Origin of the sequence: Enterobacter sp. E20 (assembly GCF_000801755.2) — a bacterium.
GTDB lineage: Bacteria > Pseudomonadota > Gammaproteobacteria > Enterobacterales > Enterobacteriaceae > Enterobacter > Enterobacter asburiae_B.
Map to the genome: position 1 here is coordinate 3025533 of NZ_CP012999.1, position 20651 is coordinate 3046183.

Annotated in this window: 17 protein-coding genes; 8 read left to right on the forward strand and 9 right to left on the reverse strand. The window is 55.9% G+C overall.

Going from position 1 to position 20651, the window contains the following annotated elements:
* Positions 1-29: 29 nt before the first annotated feature.
* Together NI40_RS14175 and NI40_RS14180 are read right to left on the reverse strand one after the other, a co-directional pair.
* Positions 30-212, reverse strand: a complete 183-nt coding sequence (locus NI40_RS14175; protein WP_023312315.1) for a YodC family protein — start codon at positions 210-212, stop codon at positions 30-32.
* Between the two features lie 78 nt (positions 213-290).
* On the reverse strand, positions 291-1202 hold the full coding sequence (locus NI40_RS14180) for a DUF808 domain-containing protein (RefSeq protein ID WP_032658668.1): 912 nt from the start codon (positions 1200-1202) through the stop codon (positions 291-293).
* Between the two features lie 178 nt (positions 1203-1380).
* Between NI40_RS14180 and yedA the strand changes: the two genes are divergently transcribed.
* A complete protein-coding gene (gene yedA, locus NI40_RS14185; RefSeq protein WP_039263786.1) occupies positions 1381-2295 on the forward strand; it encodes a drug/metabolite exporter YedA in 915 nt (304 codons plus the stop codon).
* Here the strand turns inward: yedA and NI40_RS14190 are convergent.
* The 3 genes from NI40_RS14190 to NI40_RS14200 all read right to left on the reverse strand — a co-directional run bounded on the left by NI40_RS14190 (position 2267) and on the right by NI40_RS14200 (position 4917).
* Entirely contained in the window at positions 2267-2758 is a 492-nt protein-coding gene (locus tag NI40_RS14190) for a very short patch repair endonuclease (RefSeq protein ID WP_039263787.1), read from the reverse strand. The two genes, yedA and NI40_RS14190, sit on opposite strands and share 29 nt — an antisense overlap.
* Positions 2739-4154 carry a DNA cytosine methyltransferase gene (locus NI40_RS14195; protein ID WP_039263788.1) on the reverse strand — a complete coding sequence of 472 codons (1416 nt, stop codon included), beginning with the start codon at positions 4152-4154 and terminating at the stop codon, positions 2739-2741. The genes NI40_RS14190 and NI40_RS14195 overlap by 20 nt, the downstream gene beginning before the upstream one ends.
* Before the next feature lie 61 nt (positions 4155-4215).
* On the reverse strand, positions 4216-4917 hold the full coding sequence (locus tag NI40_RS14200) for a phosphohydrolase (protein WP_039263789.1): 702 nt from the start codon (positions 4915-4917) through the stop codon (positions 4216-4218).
* A gap of 284 nt (positions 4918-5201) precedes the next feature.
* Here NI40_RS14200 and NI40_RS14205 point away from each other — a divergent pair, with 284 nt between their 5' ends.
* Positions 5202-6275: a porin gene (locus tag NI40_RS14205; RefSeq protein ID WP_039263790.1), complete on the forward strand. Its 1074-nt coding sequence runs from the start codon at positions 5202-5204 to the stop codon at positions 6273-6275.
* 56 nt (positions 6276-6331) lie between these two features.
* Here the strand turns inward: NI40_RS14205 and NI40_RS14210 are convergent, their stop codons facing one another.
* Entirely contained in the window at positions 6332-7195 is an 864-nt protein-coding gene (locus NI40_RS14210) for an N-acetylmuramic acid 6-phosphate etherase (protein ID WP_033145912.1), read from the reverse strand.
* Positions 7196-7359: 164 nt separating this feature from the next.
* Here NI40_RS14210 and NI40_RS14215 point away from each other — a divergent pair, with 164 nt between their 5' ends.
* Both NI40_RS14215 and dcuR read left to right on the forward strand, forming a co-directional pair.
* A complete protein-coding gene (locus tag NI40_RS14215; RefSeq protein ID WP_039263791.1) occupies positions 7360-8976 on the forward strand; it encodes a sensor histidine kinase in 1617 nt (538 codons plus the stop codon).
* On the forward strand, positions 8973-9692 hold the full coding sequence (dcuR, locus tag NI40_RS14220) for a two-component system response regulator DcuR (RefSeq protein WP_033145914.1): 720 nt from the start codon (positions 8973-8975) through the stop codon (positions 9690-9692). Before NI40_RS14215 ends, dcuR begins: the two co-directional genes overlap by 4 nt.
* Here the strand turns inward: dcuR and NI40_RS14225 are convergent.
* Both NI40_RS14225 and NI40_RS14230 read right to left on the reverse strand, forming a co-directional pair.
* Positions 9673-10635 carry an FAD:protein FMN transferase gene (locus NI40_RS14225; protein WP_039263792.1) on the reverse strand — a complete coding sequence of 321 codons (963 nt, stop codon included), beginning with the start codon at positions 10633-10635 and terminating at the stop codon, positions 9673-9675. The two genes, dcuR and NI40_RS14225, sit on opposite strands and share 20 nt — an antisense overlap.
* Positions 10636-10729: 94 nt before the next feature.
* A complete protein-coding gene (locus NI40_RS14230) occupies positions 10730-13510 on the reverse strand; it encodes a flavocytochrome c (protein ID WP_039263793.1) in 2781 nt (926 codons plus the stop codon).
* A gap of 604 nt (positions 13511-14114) precedes the next feature.
* On the opposite strand from NI40_RS14230, the gene NI40_RS14235 reads away from it, so the two are divergent.
* The 4 genes from NI40_RS14235 (at position 14115) to NI40_RS14250 (ending at position 19709) form a co-directional block, all read left to right on the forward strand.
* Positions 14115-15623 carry an anion permease gene (locus NI40_RS14235; protein WP_192828553.1) on the forward strand — a complete coding sequence of 503 codons (1509 nt, stop codon included), beginning with the start codon at positions 14115-14117 and terminating at the stop codon, positions 15621-15623.
* Between the two features lie 55 nt (positions 15624-15678).
* A complete protein-coding gene (fumA, locus tag NI40_RS14240) occupies positions 15679-17328 on the forward strand; it encodes a class I fumarate hydratase FumA (protein WP_039263795.1) in 1650 nt (549 codons plus the stop codon).
* A gap of 282 nt (positions 17329-17610) precedes the next feature.
* On the forward strand, positions 17611-18924 hold the full coding sequence (locus NI40_RS14245) for an MFS transporter (protein ID WP_029741700.1): 1314 nt from the start codon (positions 17611-17613) through the stop codon (positions 18922-18924).
* The gene (locus NI40_RS14250) at positions 18921-19709 is read left to right on the forward strand and encodes a substrate-binding domain-containing protein (RefSeq protein WP_039263796.1); all 789 of its coding nucleotides are present in this window, start codon (positions 18921-18923) and stop codon (positions 19707-19709) included. Before NI40_RS14245 ends, NI40_RS14250 begins: the two co-directional genes overlap by 4 nt.
* Here the strand turns inward: NI40_RS14250 and NI40_RS14255 are convergent.
* On the reverse strand, positions 19684-20583 hold the full coding sequence (locus tag NI40_RS14255; RefSeq protein ID WP_045142985.1) for a LysR family transcriptional regulator: 900 nt from the start codon (positions 20581-20583) through the stop codon (positions 19684-19686). The two genes, NI40_RS14250 and NI40_RS14255, sit on opposite strands and share 26 nt — an antisense overlap.
* Positions 20584-20651 lie beyond the last annotated feature (68 nt).

A 20651-nucleotide genomic window follows, 5' to 3' on the forward strand; every position in this document is an offset into this window, starting at 1 on the left:
AACGCCCGGCAAAGCCGGGCGTTATGTGATTAAGCCTTATCCCGCTGGTGCTGCCCGTCTCCCGGCTGAAGCTCATCTTCACGAAATGCTTCCCGCTTGATGCCATAGCCATCGTGCCACCGACATTCCACCATTCCGCTGGAATACCCGGTGACAATCATACGTGGACCGCCCTTCTTAGGCTTAACTTCATCACTGACCAAAAAGACCATACCTGCCTCCTGTATCAGGGTGAAACTGTTTCAATTTAGACGAGGAATGGTCTTTTTGCACCCCATAACGGGTAACAATTAGTGCGACGTGCCGCGAATTTTTTCAACCAGCTTCACCGCCGCGACCACGATAGCGCCAATGATGAAGCCCAGCACCAGATTCAGCAGCGTGGGCAGAATCGCCGCGACAACGGCCCCCTGCGCCGAGGAAAAATGTTCGATCGCATGGTGCAGCGGCGCGATACCGTGCACCACGATCCCGCCGCCCACGAGGAACATCGCCAGCGTGCCCACCACCGACAAACTCTTCATCAGCCACGGAGCCAGCACCAGCAGGCTTTTGCCGATGCCTCTTGCCACCGCGCTCGATTTCTCCTCCAGCCAGTAGCCGATATCATCCAGCTTGACGATCAGTCCCACCAGGCCGTAGACGCCGACGGTGACCAGAATGGCGATGCCGGAGAGGATCAGAACCTGATTCAGGAGCGGCGCGTCAGACACGATGCCCAGCGTAATGGCGACAATCTCTGCGGACAGGATAAAGTCGGTCCGAATAGCGCCTTTGACCTTATCGCGCTCGAAGGTTTTCGGATCCTGAGCGGCCAGCGCTTCAAGACGCTGCTGGCGCATCTCCGGCGTATCGCTCTGCTTGCGCGCGCTAAAGGAGTGCAGGACCTTCTCTACGCCCTCGAAGCAGAGAAACGCCCCGCCAATCATCAGCAGCGGCGTGATGGCCCAGGGAATAAACGCGCTGATCAGCAGCGCCAGCGGGACCAGAATCACCTTATTCAGGAAGGAGCCTTTTGCCACGCCCCACACCACCGGCAGTTCACGGTTAGCCCTTACCCCACTCACCTGTTGGGCGTTAAGCGATAAATCATCTCCCAGCACGCCTGCGGTTTTTTTCGCCGCCAGTTTCCCCATCACTGAAATGTCATCCAGTAAGGTCGCAATATCATCCAGCAATGTTAATAAGCTACTTCCTGCCAAAATCTTAATCCTTCATTTTTTGGTAATTAGGTGAATAGTATGGAGCAAAAGCGCAAACCCGGAAACACCCACCTCACGTCAACAAAAAATTCACATCAGCTACACAATTAAAGGGCTCGCCAGCGAGATAGTTTTCGCGTTTACTATCAGCGACCTTTTTATTTCGTCGTGAGGGATTATGCGTTTCCGGCAATTGCTACCGCTCATTGGGGCACTCTTTTCGCTGTATATCATCTGGGGCTCAACCTACTTTGTCATTCGCATCGGCGTGGAAAGCTGGCCGCCACTGATGATGGCGGGCGTCCGCTTTCTCTCGGCTGGCGTGCTGCTGCTGGCCTTCCTGCTGCTGCGCGGGCATAAGCTTCCCCCGCTGCGCCCGATGCTGAATGCCGCCCTGATCGGCCTGCTGCTGCTGGCGGTGGGGAATGGGTTTGTAACGATTGCCGAGCACCAGAACGTACCGTCCGGGATCGCCGCCGTGGTCGTTGCCACCGTACCGCTGTTTACACTCTGCTTTAGCCGTCTTTTCGGTATCCGCACCCGCAAGCTGGAATGGCTGGGGATTGGTATTGGCCTTGCCGGCATCATTCTGCTGAACAGCGGCGGTAACCTGAGCGGGAATCCGTGGGGCGCAATCATCATTCTGATTGGCTCGATGAGCTGGGCGTTTGGTTCCGTCTACGGTTCGCGTATCGAACTGCCGACCGGCATGATGGCGGGCGCGATTGAGATGCTCGCCGCCGGGATTGTACTGCTGCTCGCCTCCACGCTGACGGGAGAAAAGCTGACGACCCTGCCGCCGCTGTCGGGCTTTCTGGCGGTAGGCTACCTGGCGCTGTTTGGTTCCATCATCGCCATTAACGCCTATATGTTCCTGATCCGCAATGTCTCCCCGGCTGTCGCCACCAGCTATGCCTACGTCAACCCGGTCGTGGCCGTGCTGCTCGGGACGGGATTGGGGGGAGAAACGCTCTCTTCCGTTGAATGGCTGGCATTAGGAGTGATTGTTTTTGCCGTCGTGCTGGTCACCCTGGGCAAATATTTACTGCCCGCAAAACCGGTGGTCACGCCTTGCGAGGTGGAGAAACCGTAAGCAAGTGAATACCCTGCGTGTCGATCTGCGCGGTCTGGCCGCCGCCGCAGATCCACTCCTCCAGCCGCTCGGTCAGATCGGTATCGTTCAGTTTTAATCTGCCTCTCAGCGCACACTCCCAGACGATCAGCACCCGCCAGCCCTGCGCAATCAGCGCGGTGAGATCCCGTCTGTCGCGCTCGACGTTCTTGCCAATTTTATCCAGCCAGAAATCGGTGCGCGTCGCGGGGACTTTGAACAGGTAGCAGTCGTGGTGATGCCAGAAACAGCCGTGGGTAAAGATGATGCACTGCCAGGCGTCGATGACGAAATCCGGGCGACCCGCAAGCGCGGGATCCTGCACGCGGAAATCAAACCCCGCCTGCGTCAGCAGCCCGGCCAGGCGCTTTTCGATGGCGGTGTTACGCGTGCCGATGGCACGCATATTTTTGCTGCGCGTGGCCTTATCGTGAACATCCGTCATTGACGGCCTCACCCTGACGGAGTGCCACCGCCTGTCTGATGCGCGAGGCCAGCAGTTTTGCCACGGCCGCGAACGCGGGAACCACCACCGAATTACCAAACTGGCGGTACGCCTGGGTATCCGAAACCGGAATGCGGAAGCGGTAGCCCTGCGGGGTCTCAAATCCCATCAACCGGGCGCATTCCCGCGGCGTTAAGCGTCGCGGACGGTGACGCTGGTTGTGCGGATCGTCGAAATCTTTTTCACCGAGCGCCTTGTCCCAGCCTCTGTCGATCAGGATCTCTGCCCCATCCTTATAGTAGCGAGCGGACAACGTACGGGTCACGCTGTGCGGATCGTTGGGGTTTACCATCCCAAAACCGAAGCCGTTGCCCTTCGCCTGATGCTTCTTGGCATAGCGGTAGAGGTATTTCCACAGCACCGGGGTAAGGATAAATTTCGCGTCAACGACAGGTTCCAGCAGATCGGCAACGGTAGGACGACGCTCGGGATACAAAGACGGAATATCACGAAGGGTGAAATCCCCCTTGAGATTGAGATCGCGGCGGAAACCCACCAGCACGATACGTTCGCGATGCTGGGGCAGAAAATGTTTCCCATCAATGATTTTGGGATCGTCCGCGCCCATGTCCTGCGAGTCGGCCACGTCATAACCCAGCTCATCCAGGGTCTGCATAATAATGCGGAAGGTTTTTCCGCCGTCGTGGCTCTTTAGATTTTTGACGTTTTCCAGCACAAAGATGGCCGGGCGACGGGCGTCAATAATGCGCGCCACATCAAAAAACAGCGTTCCCTGGGTATCGCAGGCAAAGCCGTGGGCGCGTCCAAGGGCATTCTTTTTGGAGACACCGGCCAGCGAGAAGGGCTGACACGGGAAGCCGGCCAGCAGCACGTCATGCGCCGGGATCGTCTGGCGAATGTGCTCGGCGGCGTGTTCATCGCTCACGCCGCTTTTATGGCTCAGGGTGACATCGCGGATATCCGCGTTGAACTGGTGCTCGTGCGGATCGCAGTACCAGTTGGCCTTGTAGGTCCGGACGGCATGTTTGTTCCACTCGCTGGTAAACACACATTGTCCGCCGATAGCTTCAAAACCGTGCCGGATGCCGCCGATACCGGCGAACAGATCGATAAAGCGGAAGGCATAGTTCGGATGCGCGGCAGGAGGACGCGGAAGCAGGTTTTGCAGATAACGAAACTCGCCTTCACTCAGGCGACGCCCTGCGCGTTCGCTGGTCAGCAGACGCTTAAGGATCGCCGGGCTCCAGTGGCTCTCGCCGTGCGCCACCAGCAGATTGGCCAGCGTTTTAGCATCATAGATATCCAACAGCTGGCGCAGCAACGCCTGCACCGTTGCCGTTGATTTCTCAGCCTGCTCGGGCGCGGGCTCTGTCACTGATCGATTTTCCTGCATTCTTTTAACCGGAGAGTAAAGACTGGAAACAGATTACCACAGTTCAGTTGCGCAAACTGCGACGGAAGCGGCTCAACACCTGGCTATCCAGCCCGATGCAGTCGCCGTGTAATTCGGCACTGAGTTTCGCCATAAACTGGATCAGGAAATCGGCATTGTGACGTGCCAGCTCGCGGCCCATTTCCGTTTGCATTGTATCAGGCAATCGCAGCAGCTTGGTCTGAAAATGGTCGAGGGCAAACGCACGGTCATCAAGAATACGCGCATCGGCAAAGGGATCGTCTGCATCAAAAAGCGGCACGCCCAGCGCGCCCGAGACGGCAAAGACGCGCGCCAGGCCGATAGCGCCTAACGCTTCCAGCCGGTCTGCGTCCTGCACAATTTTGGCTTCCATGCTCTGTGGCGCAATCCCGGCGCTGAAGCTGTGCGCCTCAATCGCGTGCGCAACGGCGGCAATATGCTCAGGCGGAAAGTCCGGGAAGTCGCGGTGCAAAATATCCCCCGACTTGCGTGCTGCCAGCTGTGACGACCGGCTGCGTTCGGGATGGTTTTTCGGCAGGCTGACAATATCGTGGAAATAGCATGCGGTCAGGATCACCAGCGGTTCCACCGCCTGGTGATCCATGATTTTTTGCGCCGTCATCCAGACCCGACGAAAATGCGAAATATCATGTGCGGTATCGTCGGTGCTGTGGTTTTCCTCAAGCCAGCGCTCAAATCGCTGCTGCCACCGGGCAAGTTCCATCGTCATATCCTGATGTTTAAAAGAGAATCAATTATAACATAGCCGAATTAAATCAATTTAAAAATAGAACCACGAAATACTTAATAATAATTACACCATATAAATTCAATGAATTAATTCACCAGAAAAATAAAGAGATTAATAGAAATATTTAGCAATATTTCATAGGATTTAATTACATTTATTTTTGAAACTAAATAACACTTCCTGGAATAGTATCAAGCCTGTAATTGCGGAGGGTGATTACATATATTCATATAAATTATGTTTGAAGGGAATATATAATGAAAAGAAAAGTTCTGGCAATTGTGGTACCCGCGTTATTAATGGCAGGCGCAGCCAATGCGGCTGAAATGTACAACAAAAACGGCAACAAAGTTGATTTCTACGGCAAGATGGTAGGTGAACGCATCTGGTCGGACACTGACACAAGCAACAGTGAAAATGAAGATACTTCATATGCCCGTTTTGGTGTGAAAGGCGAAACACAGATCAATAACGAACTGACCGGTTACGGCCAGTTTGAATATAACATCGACGCCAGCACACCTGAAGGTGAGCAGGACGAAAGTACACGTCTGGCCTTCGCGGGTCTGAAATTCGCAGACTACGGCTCATTCGATTATGGCCGCAATTACGGCGTGGCTTATGACGGCGCGGCGTATACCGATATGCTGGTTGAATGGGGCGGAGACTCATGGGCTGCCACTGATAACTTTATGACACAGCGTACCAACGGCGTTGCGACTTACCGTAACACCGATTTCTTCGGCATGGTTGAAGGTCTTAACTTTGCTGTACAGTACCAGGGTAAAAACGATAACCGCAATGAATTCAAAGCGAATGGTGATGGTTACAGCATGTCTGTGAATTATAACATTGATGGCTTTGGTTTCGTTGGCGTGTATGGTAAATCCGACCGTACCGATGAGCAGACTGCTGACGGTTATGGCGATACAGCGGAAGTTTGGTCTCTGTCTGCAAAATATGATGCAAACAACGTTTATGCTGCGGTGATGTACGGTGAAACCCGTAATATGACTAAAGTTGGATACAATGCCTTCGCCAATAAAACCCAAAACGTGGAAGCCGTTGTTCAGTATCAATTCGACTTTGGTCTGCGTCCATCCCTGGGCTACGTATACTCACAGGGTAAAGACCTGTATGCCCGCAATGGTTATAAAGGCGTTGACGCTGACCGCGTAAATTATATTGAAGTGGGTACCTGGTACTACTTCAATAAAAATATGAACGTTTATACAGCCTATAAATTTAACCTGCTGGACGAAGAAGACGGTGCCATCACTGGCAACGCAACTGACGATCAGTTTGCTATGGGTATTGTTTACCAGTTCTAATCCCCAAAATAAAAAAGGCCGCAATTGCGGCCTTTTTTATTTCTTCACTATCTCTATTACGGCGCTTCCTGCAGCGCCACGCGGATAAACCCGTTATTCTGCGCCAGCAGCTCATGGGCTTTCCATGCATCCAGCCCTGTCAGCACCATCAACACCGCCGTTTTACAGTTATGGTTACAGCTCTCCAGCGCGGCTTTTGCCTCGGCCCGTGTGCATCCCCCTGCTTCCATCACAATGGCGATTTGCCGTTCAGCCCATTTGGTCGTGCTTGCCTCAAGATCCACGCGCAGGTTGCTGTAAACCCGTCCGGTTCGGACGGCCAGCCCGGTGGCAATCATCGAGAGGATCATTTTTTGCGCGATCCCCGCTTTGGTGTTGATATAGCCTGCGACGACGTCGGCCCCCAGCTCCGGAGCGATAACCATGCTCGCCAGCTGCGCGGCTTCGCTTTGCGCATCACCGGTAACAATAGCGACCGGTGAACCCAGCGACCACGCATGGCGCATTGCCCCCCAGACCCACGGCGTTTTTCCGCTGACGGTCACGGCCAGCATCATATCGTGTTCACCAAACTTGATGGCCTGCAGATCGGCAACGCCGCGCTCGTAGCTCCCTTCCCCTTCTTGTGCCGTAACGGCCATCACAGGGGTTTTGCCCGGCGCATATTCATCGGCAATCTGTTGCGCTACGCGCCCTGACGGCCCCGCGCCAACGACAATCAGGCGACCGCCGTGGCTGAGCGTCGCGGCGGCGTTGTCCACCACGCGGGCAATAATATTTAAACAGGGGGTAATCGCAGCAGAAATGAGTGCATCATCCTGGTGAATGACTTTCAGCATGTCCAGCGTGGACAATCTATCAATATTCATCGTGCTGGCGTGCCGTCTTTCCTTGACCGAACCGGTAAGCATAACGCTCATAAACAGCCTCCTTATTATGAGTACCCACACACTATAAAGTGTTTTATATAGATGACCTGCGAGGAGGGTCACGAAAAGAGGACCAAATCCACGCCTTTACATGGCTTTAAGAAAAGCGCGTCATCGGCGATAATTACCCCTTTCTTAATCATCGCGGAGTGTTGATGAGCGATTTGCAGCCTTTCCTTCCGACGCGCAAGCGCCCCATGAAGCTGAACACCCTGGTCACGCTGATGGTGTGCGCGATTATTGCCTCTGTGCTGCTGGTGGTCTTTGCGCTCTACTCCGTACAAATCACCCGGGCGACCCGCGATGATGTAAAAGATACGGCTCTGGGTATTGCCAGAACGCTGGCCAACAGCCCGGAGATCCAGCGCGGCCTGATGCAGGCACCGCAGGAGAATATTATTCAGCCCATCGCCCAGGCGGTGACGAAACGAAACGATCTGCTGTTCACCGTGGTCACCGATATGCGCGGGATCCGCTACTCTCACCCGAACGAGGCGCTGCTGGGGCTGCATTTTATCGGTGACGATTTAACTCCCGCGCTTGAAGGCAAAGAGAACGTATCGGTAAACCGGGGTGCGCTCGCCGAAGCGCTTCGCGTCTTCACCCCAGTCTACGACGGCCAGCACGAGCAGATCGGCGTGGTGGCGGTAGGTATCTCCCTGAAAAAGGTTGAAGAGCAGATCGCTCGCGGGCGGCTAAACGCCGTCTGGACCATTTTATTCAGTATTTTTATGAGCTCCATGGCGATTTGGGGTCTGGTGCGGGTACTGAAACGCATCCTGTTCGGGCTCGAACCTTACGAAATTTCCGCCTTGTTCGAACAGCGTCAGGCGATGCTGCAGTCGCTTCGCGAGGGGGTGCTGGCCGTCGATATTCACGGGCGCGTGACGATGATCAACCAGACCGCCAGAGAAATATTGCTTCTCCCTTCCGGCAAGCAGACCGAAAACGCCAGCGCCCCCCTGCTGGCCAGCCTGCGCGAAGTCTCAAAGACGGGCGTCGCGCGCCAGGATCAGGAGATCAGCTGTAACGGGCGTCTATTGCTGTGCAACATGGTGCCCGTTAAAAGTCAGGATCGGGTGATCGGCGCCATCACCACCTTCCGTGATAAAACGGAAATCAGCCAGCTGATGCAGCGTATTGATGGCATGGTTAACTACGTCGACGCCCTGCGCAGCCACACGCACGAGTTTATGAATAAACTGCACGTGATCCTGGGCCTGCTGCACATGAAGCGCTACGACAAGCTGGAAGAGTACATCATTCAGACGGCACATAATTACCAGACGGATATCGGCACGATACAGAGCAAGGTAAAATCCCCGGTGATTGCCGGGTTCCTGCTGGGTAAAATCAATCGGGCGAAAGAAGCGGGCGTAACCCTGACGCTGGCGGATGAATGCCAGATACCGGATACCGCGAGCGAAGAGCAGGTCGCGGTGCTGATCACCGTGCTGGGTAACCTCATTGAAAACGCGCTCGACGCGATGGAAGGACAGCAGGAAGGTGAGATCGGCCTGCTGCTGCATTATCAGAATGGCTGGCTCAGCTGCGAAGTCAGCGACGATGGCCCCGGCATTGAACCCGCTCAGCTGGAGGCTATTTTTACAAAGGGCTTCTCAACAAAAGGTGAAAACCGCGGCGTTGGGCTGTTCCTTGCTCGCCAGCAAATCCAGAACCTCGGCGGCGATATCACCGTCGAGTCTGAGCCAGGCGTATTTACCCAATTTTTTGTTCACATCCCCTGGGATAGCGAGAGGAATATCGCGTGATAAATGTATTAATTGTCGATGATGACGCCATGGTAGCCGACCTCAACCGTCTGTATGTCAACCGTGTTGATGGTTTTAGCTGCTGCGGCGTCGCCTCCACGCTAAACCAGGCCGAGGCCATCATTAATAACCCCGGGCAGCCTGTCGACCTGGTGCTGCTGGATGTCTATATGCAGCAGGATAACGGGCTGGATCTGCTGCCCGTTATTCGCGCATCCGGTCGCCCAATCGATGTGATTATGATCTCGTCGGCTGCCGACGCCGCCACGATCCAGACCTCCATCCACTACGGCGTGGTGGATTATCTGATCAAGCCGTTCCAGTTCCCACGCTTTGAAGAGGCGCTGAACGGCTGGAAGGCAAAGCATAGCCTGATGGGTTCGCACCAGTATTATGAGCAGGCCGACGTCGACCGGCTGATCCACGGCGGGGCGCCGGAACTGGCGGACAGTAAAAAGCTGCCGAAGGGGTTAACGCCGCAAACGCTGCGCACGATTTGCCAGTGGATTGACGCTCACCCGGAGACGGAATTTTCTACCGATGACCTGGCAAGCGCGGTCAATATCTCCCGCGTGTCCTGCCGCAAGTACCTGATTTGGCTCGCACAAATCAATATTCTGTTCACCAGCATTCACTACGGTGCCACCGGACGTCCGGTGTATCGCTACCGTCTCCAGCCGGAGCAGACCGGCCTGCTCAAGCAATACTGTCAGTAACGCGGTAGTCGTTATCCAGCAGGGTAAAGCGGAAGTGGTGTGCTGAAGAGAACACCACTTCTTTTGTTTTGGTCACAAAGATAGCTTCAATATCGGGGCGCGCGCGCAGGGCGGCGCAGCCTTTTTCGACGCCCATGCCGTACATCAGCGTGGTCCAGATATCGCCGTCGATGGAGTCCTTCGAAACAATCGTTACGCTGTCCAGCTCGTTGTCCAGCGGATACCCGGTGCGCGGATCGAGAATATGGTGATAGCGCCTGCCGTTTTGCTCAAAGTAGCGCTCGTACGTTCCCGACGTCACGACGGAGAGGTTCTCTACGGTCATCGTGCCGATCAGCGCATCACCGGCGAACGGTTTTTTCAGCCCCACGCTCCAGCCCCCTTCCGGCGAGCCTAACGTCTGAATGTTTCCGCCGAGGTTGATCAGCCCCAGCTCAGCGCCCTCTTTATGCAGGTAATCACGCACCCTGTCGGCGATATAGCCTTTGGCAATGGCCCCCAGATCGATCTCCATCCCCGCTCTGGTCAGAAACACGCTGCTGCTGGCCTCATCAAGAAGAACATCCTCAGGACGGGTTATCGCCAGCAGCGACGCGATTTCATCGGCAGGCGGAACGCTGTCCCCCTGAAAGCCAATTTTCCAGCGCTTCACCAGCGGACCTATCGCCAGGTTAAAGGCGCTGTCCCTGAACAGGCTTGCCGCTTTGGCACAGCGGATCAGCTCAAACACCGGCCGGCTGACGGTAACCGGATGCTGGCCAGCCGCATGGTTGATGTCCATCACCTGCGAGTGCGCGCGGTTAACGGTGAGCAGATCTTCGTACTGTTTGATCAGGCGAAACACGCGGGACGCGAGGGCTTCGTCGTGGGAGAAGAGTTTCAGGAGAATGGGTGAGCCCATCAGGACGGCGGAGTAGCTGTAAACGCGATGGCTATCAGGCATGGCTGTATTCCTCAGATGTAGCCCCGGCAGGCACCGCGCCGCCGGGGAAAATGCCGGATAGCGCTGGGCGTATCCGGCCTACAACACAGGGGTCTTACTGCTTTTTCGAACGCATAGCCGCCTGATGTCCTGCAAGCGTACCAAAAATAATGATATCTGCCACTGCGTTACCGCCGATACGGTTACCGCCGTGGATCCCGCCTACCACTTCACCGGCCGCAAACGCCCCTGGCAGCACGTTGTGGTTGCTGTCCAGCACGCAGGTTTCGGTGTTGATGGTCACGCCGCCCATGGTGTGGTGCACGCCCGGTGCAATCTGAATGGCGTAGAACGGCCCTTCGTTGATAGGCGCACGCAGCGCGGTGGTACGGCCAAAATCATCATCGTGCTGTTTTTCAACGAAGCCGTTGTAACGTTCCAGCGTCGCGAGAAAAGCGTGGTGATCCATACCCAGCGCCTCAGCCAGGGCTTTTGGCGAGCTGGCGCTGGTCACGAAACCTTTCGCGATGTACTCATCAGCGGCTTTGTTTTTGGCACGTACGTGCTCGTCAAATACGATGTATGCGTATTTCTCCGGCAGCGCGATGATTGACGCCGAGACTTTATCGCGGGTCGACATTTCGTTGTAGAAGCGCTCCCCTTTCTGATTGACCAGAATCGCCCCGCCGCCGCGAATGGATTCGGAAATCAGGTACGAGGTTTTCTGCTCTACGGTTGGGTGAATCTGAATTTCGCCCATATCCACGGTACCCGCCCCGATGCGCTCCAGCAGCGCGATGCCGCCGCCGGTTGCCCCTTTGTGGTTGGTGGTGACGAACCCTTCCAGATCAGGACGGTATTTCACCACCATCTGGCTGTTGGCGCTGAAGCCGCCGGTGGCGACAATCACGCTTTTGGTTGCCACGGTGACGGTTTCGTTCTCTTCGGTAGTCAGGCGTACGCCGGTCACTTCACCGTTCTCGAAGATGATGTCGCTGACGGAGGTATCCAGCATCACCTCGATGTTGCGTTTGTTGACGTTACGCACCAGGCCGCTGATGAGATAGCCGCCCACCGCTGAACCGTCTTTTGGACGGTGAGTACGGTCGATGCTCATCCCGCCGGTGGTGGTGATGTCGTTCAGCATGATGCCGCGCGTGGCCAGCCACTCAATTGCCTGCGGCGCGTTCTCGACGAAGCGGCGCAGCAGTTCCGGGTTGTTCTTGTTGCCGCCGCCTTTCAGGCTTTCCTGATAGAACAGCTCTTTGCTGTCCTGAATGCCCTTCACGCGCTGGAAGCGAGTTTCGGCGGCGTTCATACCGGCAGAGGCTTTAATGGTGTTCCCGCCGATGGTCGGCATTTTCTCGACAATCAGCACGCTCGCGCCTTCGTCGTGAGCCTGAATCGCCGCCGCCAGACCGGCGCCGCCGCTGCCGACAACGACCACGTCCACGCTGCGGGTTTCGTTCGGATCAACGCCCTCTTCCGCGGCCAGCGCTTTGCTGGATTTCAGCATCGCTTTAGAGACCGCTTTCTTCACCGCTTCACTCTGGCTGGTTGCGCCGGTGATGGCATCCACGTGCGGGGTATTGGCGTCCAGAATGCGGGTACGGATCTCTTCAAAGCTGGTTACAAACTCAACGTCTTCGCTCGGGCCGGAGGCCAGTTCGATGTCCGCAATGCGGTCGGTTTCCAGACTGACGTTAATCACCAGTTCGTTAGCGTCATCCTGCACCTTCTCAGCAAAGGTACCCGGTTTGAATTTGGATTCGCCCATGCTCATGTCGCGGATCATCGCTTCCACCAGCGAGAAGCGCCACAGCGGTTCAGGAATGCTGAGCTCTTCGCGTTTGGTGCTGTCCATAAACAGCTCCAGGCTTTCGCCGGCCGCGATGCGGTCGGTCCAGTCCGGATAAGCGATGGTGGCGCGGCCAACGGCAATCAGGTCGTAACCGTGGTCCAGCGCTTCATTCACATCGGAAGCATTCACCACGCCGCCCACGCCCATGACCGGAACCTGCGCCAGCGTTTCAGAACGCATGGCGCAGTATTTTTCGATAAGCGGAGTTGGGTCCTGGGTGTCGACAATGGAAGGACGCAGGGTTGCGCCGACGGAGAAGTGCAGATAGTCCACGCCGCGCGCCGCCAGTTTTTCCAGCAGGTACATGGTGTCGTCAAAGCGGATGCCCGGGACTTCCATCTCTTCAGGGGAGAAGCGGTAGCCAATAATAAACGCGTCGTCCGCGTACTGGCGCACCATTTTGTGGGTAATGTCCAGCACCGCCAGCGGGAACTTCGCGCGGTTATCGCGGCTGCCGCCCCACTCGTCGTCGCGCTGGTTTGAATTCGAGGAGTAGAACTGCTGAATCAGATAGGTGTTCGCCCCGTGGATTTCCACGCCGTCGAAACCGGCCTGGATGGCGCGGCGCACCGCCTCACCAAACTTGCCAATCATGCCTTCCACTTCTTCTGCGGTCAGGGCGACAGGCGTTGCGGCACCTTCACGCGGCGCGGCTACGGCGCTCGGGCCAACCGGGGTACGGCCACCAATCAGTTTTGGATCGACCATGCGGCCGCCGTGGTAGATCTGCAGCAGCGCCTTAGATCCTTTGGATTTGATGGCCTCCGCGATTTTCGCCAGCCCGGCAATTTTCTCGTCATTATCAATACCGATGGCACCCGGGAAGGCGAGACCGAGATCGTCGACGAAGCAACACTCCACAATGATGGTGCCAATGCTGCCGGAACGGGCCCGATAGTACTCCACCAGCTCGCTGGTGACTGTGCCGTCAAAATAGCCGGTACAGGTTGTCATAGGGGCCATTAACAAACGGTTTTTCAGTTCAGTGCCATTCGGTAATGTGAAGGGGCTAAGAATGCGTTCGTTAGTGCTCATAATAGAAACTCCAAACTTTTAAAAATTAAGAATTCGTTATCGGATTGATTTTTTATTTCGTCGTTATTTGCCGATGTCATGATATTAATATAATGATTTTTTTAGTTTCTAAAGTTATTACGTTAGTTAAAAAACTATTTAATCCCTGCGATAACACAAATAACACATTGGTGTTAGCGATTGTAATTCAGTCATTCACAATAATTTAAAAACCGTTAAAATATGAATGGTAAAACCAATTCACCTTAAGACACACAAAATCAATAAAAACAACATATTACAATCACACCAAAATCTATCTTGTTAAAAAAATGATAAAAAACACGCAAAAAACAGGCAATAACCACATACGCCAGAGTGGTTGTTAATAAAAGCATAAAAATAACGCTGCAATTCTATTTTTTTGATCGCGATCAATAGTTATGGCATTCAAAAGCGCAATATAAAAACATCATCATTTTTTAATTTAACGCACACTAAAACGCGTTAAATCGCTATTACTGAAAATACAGGAAAGCACCTTTAATAACTAAAAAAAGCAAAGAAACTTAAGAAAGTGCTTTTTCAGTGCGACCGAATTTTTGACAACTTAAGACGTGAAACTATGAATACAAAAACTGCTGTAACGCCCCCTGTGGCGAACCAGGCATCAAATGGAAACGCAAAACGATTGCTGATGATGACGCTACCCGTCATCGTCGCCGTACTGCTGCTGTTTGTTCCCGTTCCTGAAGGCTTGCCGCCTTACGCATGGCACTACTTCGCCATCTTTGTCGGCGTGATCGTCGGTCTGATCTTCGAACCGCTGCCGGGTGCGGTGATCGGCCTGACCGGCGTGGTTGCCATCGCCCTGTGCAGCCAGTGGGTGCTGTTCAGCCCCGATCAGCTGGCTGACCCGAAATTCAAGCTGGCGGGCGCCTCCTTTAAGTGGGCGGTGAGCGGGTTTGGTAACTCTACCGTCTGGCTGATTTTCGGTGCCTTTATGTTCGCCGCTGGCTATGACAAAACCCGCTTCGGCCGCCGTCTGGCGCTGATTCTGGTGAAGTACCTCGGCCGTCGCAGCCTGACGCTCGGTTACGCCATCACGTTTGCGGACCTGCTGCTGGCACCGTTCACCCCGTCCAACACCGCGCGCAGCGGCGGGACCATCTACCCGATTATCGCTAACCTGCCGCCGCTGTACGGTTCAAAACCTAATGACCCAAGCGCGCGTAAAATTGGTTCATACCTGATGTGGGTGGCGATCACCGCAACCTGTATCACCAGCTCAATGTTCCTCTCCGCCCTCGCGCCAAACCTGCTGGCCCTGGCGCTGGTGAAAAGTACGGTTGGGATTGATATCTCCTGGGGCACCTGGTTCCTCGCCTTCCTGCCGCTGGGTATCCTGCTGATTCTGACCATGCCGCTGCTGGCCTACTGGTTCTACCCACCTGAAGTCAAAGTGAATAACGAAGTGCCGCTGTGGGCGACCCGCGAGCTGGAAAAACTCGGCAAACTGTCCCGCAATGAAATTCTGCTGCTGGTGTTCGTATGCTGCGCGCTGCTGATGTGGATCTTCGCTGCCGCATGGATTGAGCCTGCCATGGCGGCCCTGCTCATCGTCGGTCTGATGCTGTGGACCGGCGTGCTGGAGTGGAACGATATCACCGGTAACAAGGCCGCATGGAACACCTTCGTCTGGTTCGCCACCCTGGTGGCACTGGCGGATGGCCTCTCCTCTACCGGCTTTATCAGCTGGTTAGGTAAAGAAGGCGGTCTGTTAATGAGCGGTATCTCTCCGGGCGTGGCGACCGTCGTCCTGCTGCTGGCGTTCTACCTGCTGCACTACCTGTTTGCCAGCACCACCGCGCACACCACGGCGCTGCTGCCAGCGATGCTGACCATCGCCTCCACCATCCCGGGCATGAATATGGAAGTGTTCGTTCTGCTGATGGTAACTTCGCTGGGCGTCATGGGGATCATCACCCCGTACGGTACTGGCCCAAGCCCGATTTACTACGGTAGCGGCTACCTGCCAACCAAAGACTACTGGCGCCTCGGCACCATCTTCGGTGCCATCTTCCTGGCGGCCCTGCTGCTGATTGGTTATCCGTGGATGTCCATGATGTTCTGATTCCTGACCGCCGGACTTCTCCTCCGGCGGTTTTATTTTTGTGGAGCAATACGCTATGTCAAATAAACCGTTTTTCTACCAGAACCCCTTCCCTCTTTCCCATGACGACACCGAATACTACCTGCTGACCAAAGAGCACGTCTCCGTTGCCGAATTCGACGGTCAGGAAGTGCTGAAAGTGGAGCCGGAAGCCCTGACCCTGCTGGCGCAGCAGGCCTTCCACGATGCCGCGTTTATGCTGCGTCCTTCCCACCAGAAGCAGGTTGCCGCCATTCTCAACGACCCGGAAGCCAGCCAGAACGACAAATACGTTGCCCTGCAGTTCCTGCGTAACTCTGAAATTGCCGCAAAAGGCGTGCTGCCAACCTGTCAGGATACCGGCACCGCGATCATCATGGGTAAAAAAGGCCAGCGCGTCTGGACCGGCGGCGGTGACGAAGCGGCGCTGAGCCAGGGCGTGTATAACACCTACATTGAAGATAACCTGCGCTACTCGCAGAATGCGGCGCTGGACATGTATAAAGAGGTAAATACCGGCACCAACCTGCCCGCGCAGATCGATCTCTACAGCGTGGACGGGGACGAATACAAATTCCTGTGCATGGCAAAAGGCGGCGGTTCTGCCAACAAAACCTACCTCTATCAGGAAACCAAAGCGCTGATCACCCCGGCGAAGCTGAAAAACTACCTGGTTGAGAAGATGCGCACCCTGGGCACTGCGGCCTGCCCGCCTTACCATATCGCGTTTGTGATAGGCGGTACGTCAGCGGAAGCCACGCTGAAAACCGTGAAGCTCGCTTCCACGCGCTACTACGACGCGCTGCCGACGGAAGGTAACGAACACGGCCAGGCGTTCCGCGACGTTCAGCTCGAACAGGAACTGCTCCAGGAAGCGCAGAACCTCGGCCTCGGCGCGCAGTTCGGCGGTAAATACTTCGCCCACGATATCCGCGTGATCCGCCTGCCGCGCCACGGCGCCTCCTGCCCAATCGGCATGGGTGTCTCCTGCTCCGCAGACCGCAACATTAAAGCGAAGATCAACCGCGACGGGATCTGGATTGAGAAGCTGGAACACAACCCCGGTCAGTATATTCCTGAATCACTGCGTCAGCAGGGTGAAGGCGACGTGGTGAGCATCAATCTGAACAAGCCGATGAATGAGATCCTGGCGCAGCTTTCCGCGCACCCGGTCTCTACCCGCCTGTCGCTGAACGGGACCATCATCGTGGCGCGCGATATTGCCCACGCGAAGCTGAAAGAGCTGCTCGACAACGGTGAAGAGCTGCCGCAGTACGTTAAAGACCATCCGATCTACTACGCAGGCCCGGCCAAAACGCCGGAAGGCTACGCCTCTGGCTCACTCGGCCCGACCACGGCGGGCCGTATGGACTCGTATGTGGACTTACTGCAATCCCACGGCGCGAGCATGATCATGCTGGCGAAAGGCAACCGCAGCCAGCAGGTGACCGACGCCTGCCATAAGCACGGCGGCTTCTACCTGGGCAGCATTGGCGGCCCGGCAGCGGTGCTGGCGCAAAACAGCATTAAGAGCCTGGAATGCGTCGCGTATCCGGAACTGGGAATGGAAGCCATCTGGAAAATTGAAGTCGAGAACTTCCCGGCGTTTATCCTGGTGGATGACAAAGGCAACGATTTCTTCCAGCAGATCCAGAACAAACAGTGCGCGGGTTGTTCACAGCGCTAAGTTGAGACAGGCCGGGTGGCGCAACGCTGCCCGGCAGTCGCAGACAGACATGCGCCTGCGTCATGTCACAAAACCGTGATATCAGCCACTTAGCAAAAAGTGGTGAATAAAAAATCAATCAATTGTTAAGTTATTGTTGTCATTAATTGTATTGATCCCGCGAAGGCTATTCATGCAAAACGTGCATCAGCCGATGCGGCATTTGCGCTTATCTATTTCCTCATCCTGATCCAGTTTTCAAAAACAGACGCGTAAAACGTCAACAATAAACTGGAGATAACCATGTTTTCCTCAACCTCACCTGCAACCGTACGCTCGAAAGCGGGCGCCATACTCCGCGTGACGTCCGGCAATTTTCTTGAGCAGTTCGATTTCTTTCTGTTCGGCTTCTATGCCACCTACATCGCCCACACGTTCTTCCCGGCGAGCAGTGAATTTGCGTCGCTGATGATGACCTTCGCCGTCTTCGGCGCGGGCTTTTTGATGCGTCCAATAGGCGCCATCGTGCTTGGCGCATATATCGACAAGGTAGGTCGCAGAAAGGGGCTGATCGTCACGCTTTCCATCATGGCGGCGGGGACGTTCCTGATTGTGCTTATCCCCTCTTATCAAAGCATCGGTCTGTGGGCGCCGCTGCTGGTGCTGACGGGCCGTCTGCTGCAGGGCTTCTCCGCCGGTGCGGAGCTTGGAGGCGTCTCGGTTTATCTGGCTGAAATCGCCACGCCGGGCCGCAAAGGGTTTTACACCAGCTGGCAGTCCGGCAGCCAGCAGGTCGCCATTATGGTCGCTGCGGCGATGGGCTTTGCCCTGAATGCCCTGATGGAGGAGAGCGCCATTCGCGAATGGGGCTGGCGCATCCCGTTCCTGTTCGGCTGCTTAATCGTGCCGTTTATCTTTTTCCTGCGCCGCAAGCTGGAGGAGACGGAAGAGTTCAGCGCGCGCCGCCAGCATCTGGAGATGCGTCAGGTCTTTAAAACGCTGCTAGGCAACTGGCAGGTGGTGGTCGCAGGCATGCTGATGGTGGCGATGACCACCACCGCGTTCTACCTGATCACCGTCTACGCCCCCACCTTTGGCAAAAAGGTGCTGATGCTCAGCGCCTCGGACAGCCTGCTGGTCACGCTCCTGGTGGCGATTTCTAACTTCATCTGGCTGCCGGTGGGCGGCGCGCTGTCGGATCGCTTCGGGCGCAAGCCGGTGCTGATTGCCATGGCCCTGCTGGCGCTGGCGACCAGCTACCCCGCCCTGACGCTGCTGGCGAGCGCGCCCAGCTTCTCCATGATGCTGAGCGTGCTGCTGTGGCTCTCCTTCCTTTACGGCCTGTACAACGGCGCGATGATCCCGGCCCTGACGGAGATTATGCCTGCTGAAGTGCGCGTGGCGGGGTTCTCTCTGGCTTACAGCCTGGCAACAGCGGTCTTTGGCGGCTTTACCCCGGTCATGTCCACCGCGCTGATTGAATACACCGGTGACAAAGCCTCGCCTGGCTACTGGATGAGTTTCGCTGCCGTGTGCGCCCTGCTGGCCACGCTCTACCTCTACCGCCGCCGCGCGGTATCGCTGCAAAACACCGTCAAGTCACAGGGGGCAGTATGAAACGCACCTATCGCTTTACCGCCAGCGCGCTGGTGCTGACGCTCCTGAGCGTTAATGCCTGTGCCCAGGACGTGAAGGTCATGATTTCAGGCGGCTTCAAGGCCGCCCTGGAAAAGCTGGCCCCGGACTATGAACGCCGGAGCGGGGATAAAATCGTGATTATCCCCGGCCCCTCAATGGGCGCTACGCCGCAGGCGATCCCAAACCGACTGGCGCGCGGCGAGAAAGCCGACGTGGTGATTATGGTGGGCGATGCGCTGGAGAAGCTCGAAAAAGTCGGCCAGACCCAGCCGGGTTCGCGAACCGAACTTGCGGACTCCCCCGTTGGCATGGTGGTGAAAAAAGGGGCGGATGTCCCTGATATCAGCAGCGAGTCGGCTTTGCGTAAAACGCTGCTGCAGGCCAGCTCCATCGCCTACTCTGACAGCGCCAGCGGCAGGTACGTCAGCCAGACGTTGTTCAAAAAAATGGGGATCGAAAAAGAAGTGGCGGGTAAAGCGACAATGGTCGAGCGTATCCCGGTCGCCTCAGAAGTGGCGAAAGGAAAATACGCCGTCGGTTTCCAGCAGGTCAGCGAGCTGCTGCCGGTTCAGGGCGTCACCTTTATCGGGAAAATCCCGGATAATCTGCAGTACATCACGCGCTTCGCGGGTGCGGTCACCCGTCACGCAGAACATCCCGCGGAGGGGAAAGCGCTGCTGACCTATCTCGCCTCACCGCCCTCCAGGGCCGTCATCCAGAAGACCGGGATGATCCCCGTTACGTCCGGCGATACTGCTCGGTGATCTGCTTTTCCAGTTCAGCCGCAATGTAGGACTGGATGCGCCCCCGGCGACGGATAAGCCCCACGGTGCGTTTCACTTCCGGCGCCACCAGCGGCAGATGCGTCAGCAGCGTGTGCTCTGACGTCGGCATCGACATGGCGGGAACGGCAGCAATGCCGATCCCCGCCTCTACCATACCGAGCATCGTGGTAACGTGGCGCGTTTCGCAGACGCTGGGGCGTTCGGGAACGATATCCCCCAGCATCCGATCGAGCAGGTTACGGTTACCTGACGTTTTATCGAGGGAGATATAATCCTGCTGGTAAAAGGCCTGCCACGTCAGGTGACTCTTCTGCGCCAGGGGGTGATCCTTCCGGCACGCCGCAACATAGACATCCTCCACCAGCGGGAAAAATTCGATGTCAGACGGCAGGTTTCCTGCGAAGCAGATACCAAAATCAGCCTGGCTTCGGGCCACGGCGTCAATCACATTCCCCGCGCTGCTGTCGATGAGCTTAATGCGAACCCGCGGATAGCGAGACTGAAAACGACGGATCACATCGGGCATAAAGTAACAGGCCGCGGACGGCACCGTGGCAACCGTGATCAGCCCCGTCCGCTCTTCGCTGACCTTATCGACATCCGCCAGCATTGACTCAACGTTGTCGAGCAGCTGCGCGGAGCGTTCAGCAAAGTTTTGCCCGTATAACGTTAAGGACACGCGGCGGGTGGTACGGTCAAACAGCCGGTTTCCCAGCGCGGCTTCCAGCTTTTCAATCCTGCGGCTCAGCGCCGACTGGGATAAGCAGATAGATTCAGCAGCGACACGGAAGTTACCGTATTCCACTAACGCTCTGAAAGCATAAAGATCGTTAAGGTCAAAATTCACGGGCATAGCGTCTGGATGTCCTGTCAGGGAATACGCAACAAAGTCAAAAATAATAGCGTCTTATTGACCCACCG

Bases quoted from the DNA above. Each gene is read 5' to 3' on its own strand.
- NI40_RS14175 (WP_023312315.1), bottom strand. From the start codon at position 212: ATGGTCTTTTTGGTCAGTGATGAAGTTAAGCCTAAGAAGGGCGGTCCA.
- yedA (WP_039263786.1), top strand. From the start codon at position 1,381: ATGCGTTTCCGGCAATTGCTACCGCTCATTGGGGCACTCTTTTCGCTG.
- NI40_RS14190 (WP_039263787.1), bottom strand. From the start codon at position 2,758: ATGACGGATGTTCACGATAAGGCCACGCGCAGCAAAAATATGCGTGCC.
- NI40_RS14200 (WP_039263789.1), bottom strand. From the start codon at position 4,917: ATGGAACTTGCCCGGTGGCAGCAGCGATTTGAGCGCTGGCTTGAGGAA.
- NI40_RS14205 (WP_039263790.1), top strand. From the start codon at position 5,202: ATGAAAAGAAAAGTTCTGGCAATTGTGGTACCCGCGTTATTAATGGCA.
- NI40_RS14210 (WP_033145912.1), bottom strand. From the start codon at position 7,195: ATGAGCGTTATGCTTACCGGTTCGGTCAAGGAAAGACGGCACGCCAGC.
- NI40_RS14215 (WP_039263791.1), top strand. From the start codon at position 7,360: ATGAGCGATTTGCAGCCTTTCCTTCCGACGCGCAAGCGCCCCATGAAG.
- NI40_RS14225 (WP_039263792.1), bottom strand. From the start codon at position 10,635: ATGCCTGATAGCCATCGCGTTTACAGCTACTCCGCCGTCCTGATGGGC.
- NI40_RS14230 (WP_039263793.1), bottom strand. From the start codon at position 13,510: ATGAGCACTAACGAACGCATTCTTAGCCCCTTCACATTACCGAATGGC.
- NI40_RS14235 (WP_192828553.1), top strand. From the start codon at position 14,115: ATGAATACAAAAACTGCTGTAACGCCCCCTGTGGCGAACCAGGCATCA.
- fumA (WP_039263795.1), top strand. From the start codon at position 15,679: ATGTCAAATAAACCGTTTTTCTACCAGAACCCCTTCCCTCTTTCCCAT.
- NI40_RS14245 (WP_029741700.1), top strand. From the start codon at position 17,611: ATGTTTTCCTCAACCTCACCTGCAACCGTACGCTCGAAAGCGGGCGCC.
- NI40_RS14250 (WP_039263796.1), top strand. From the start codon at position 18,921: ATGAAACGCACCTATCGCTTTACCGCCAGCGCGCTGGTGCTGACGCTC.
- NI40_RS14255 (WP_045142985.1), bottom strand. From the start codon at position 20,583: ATGCCCGTGAATTTTGACCTTAACGATCTTTATGCTTTCAGAGCGTTA.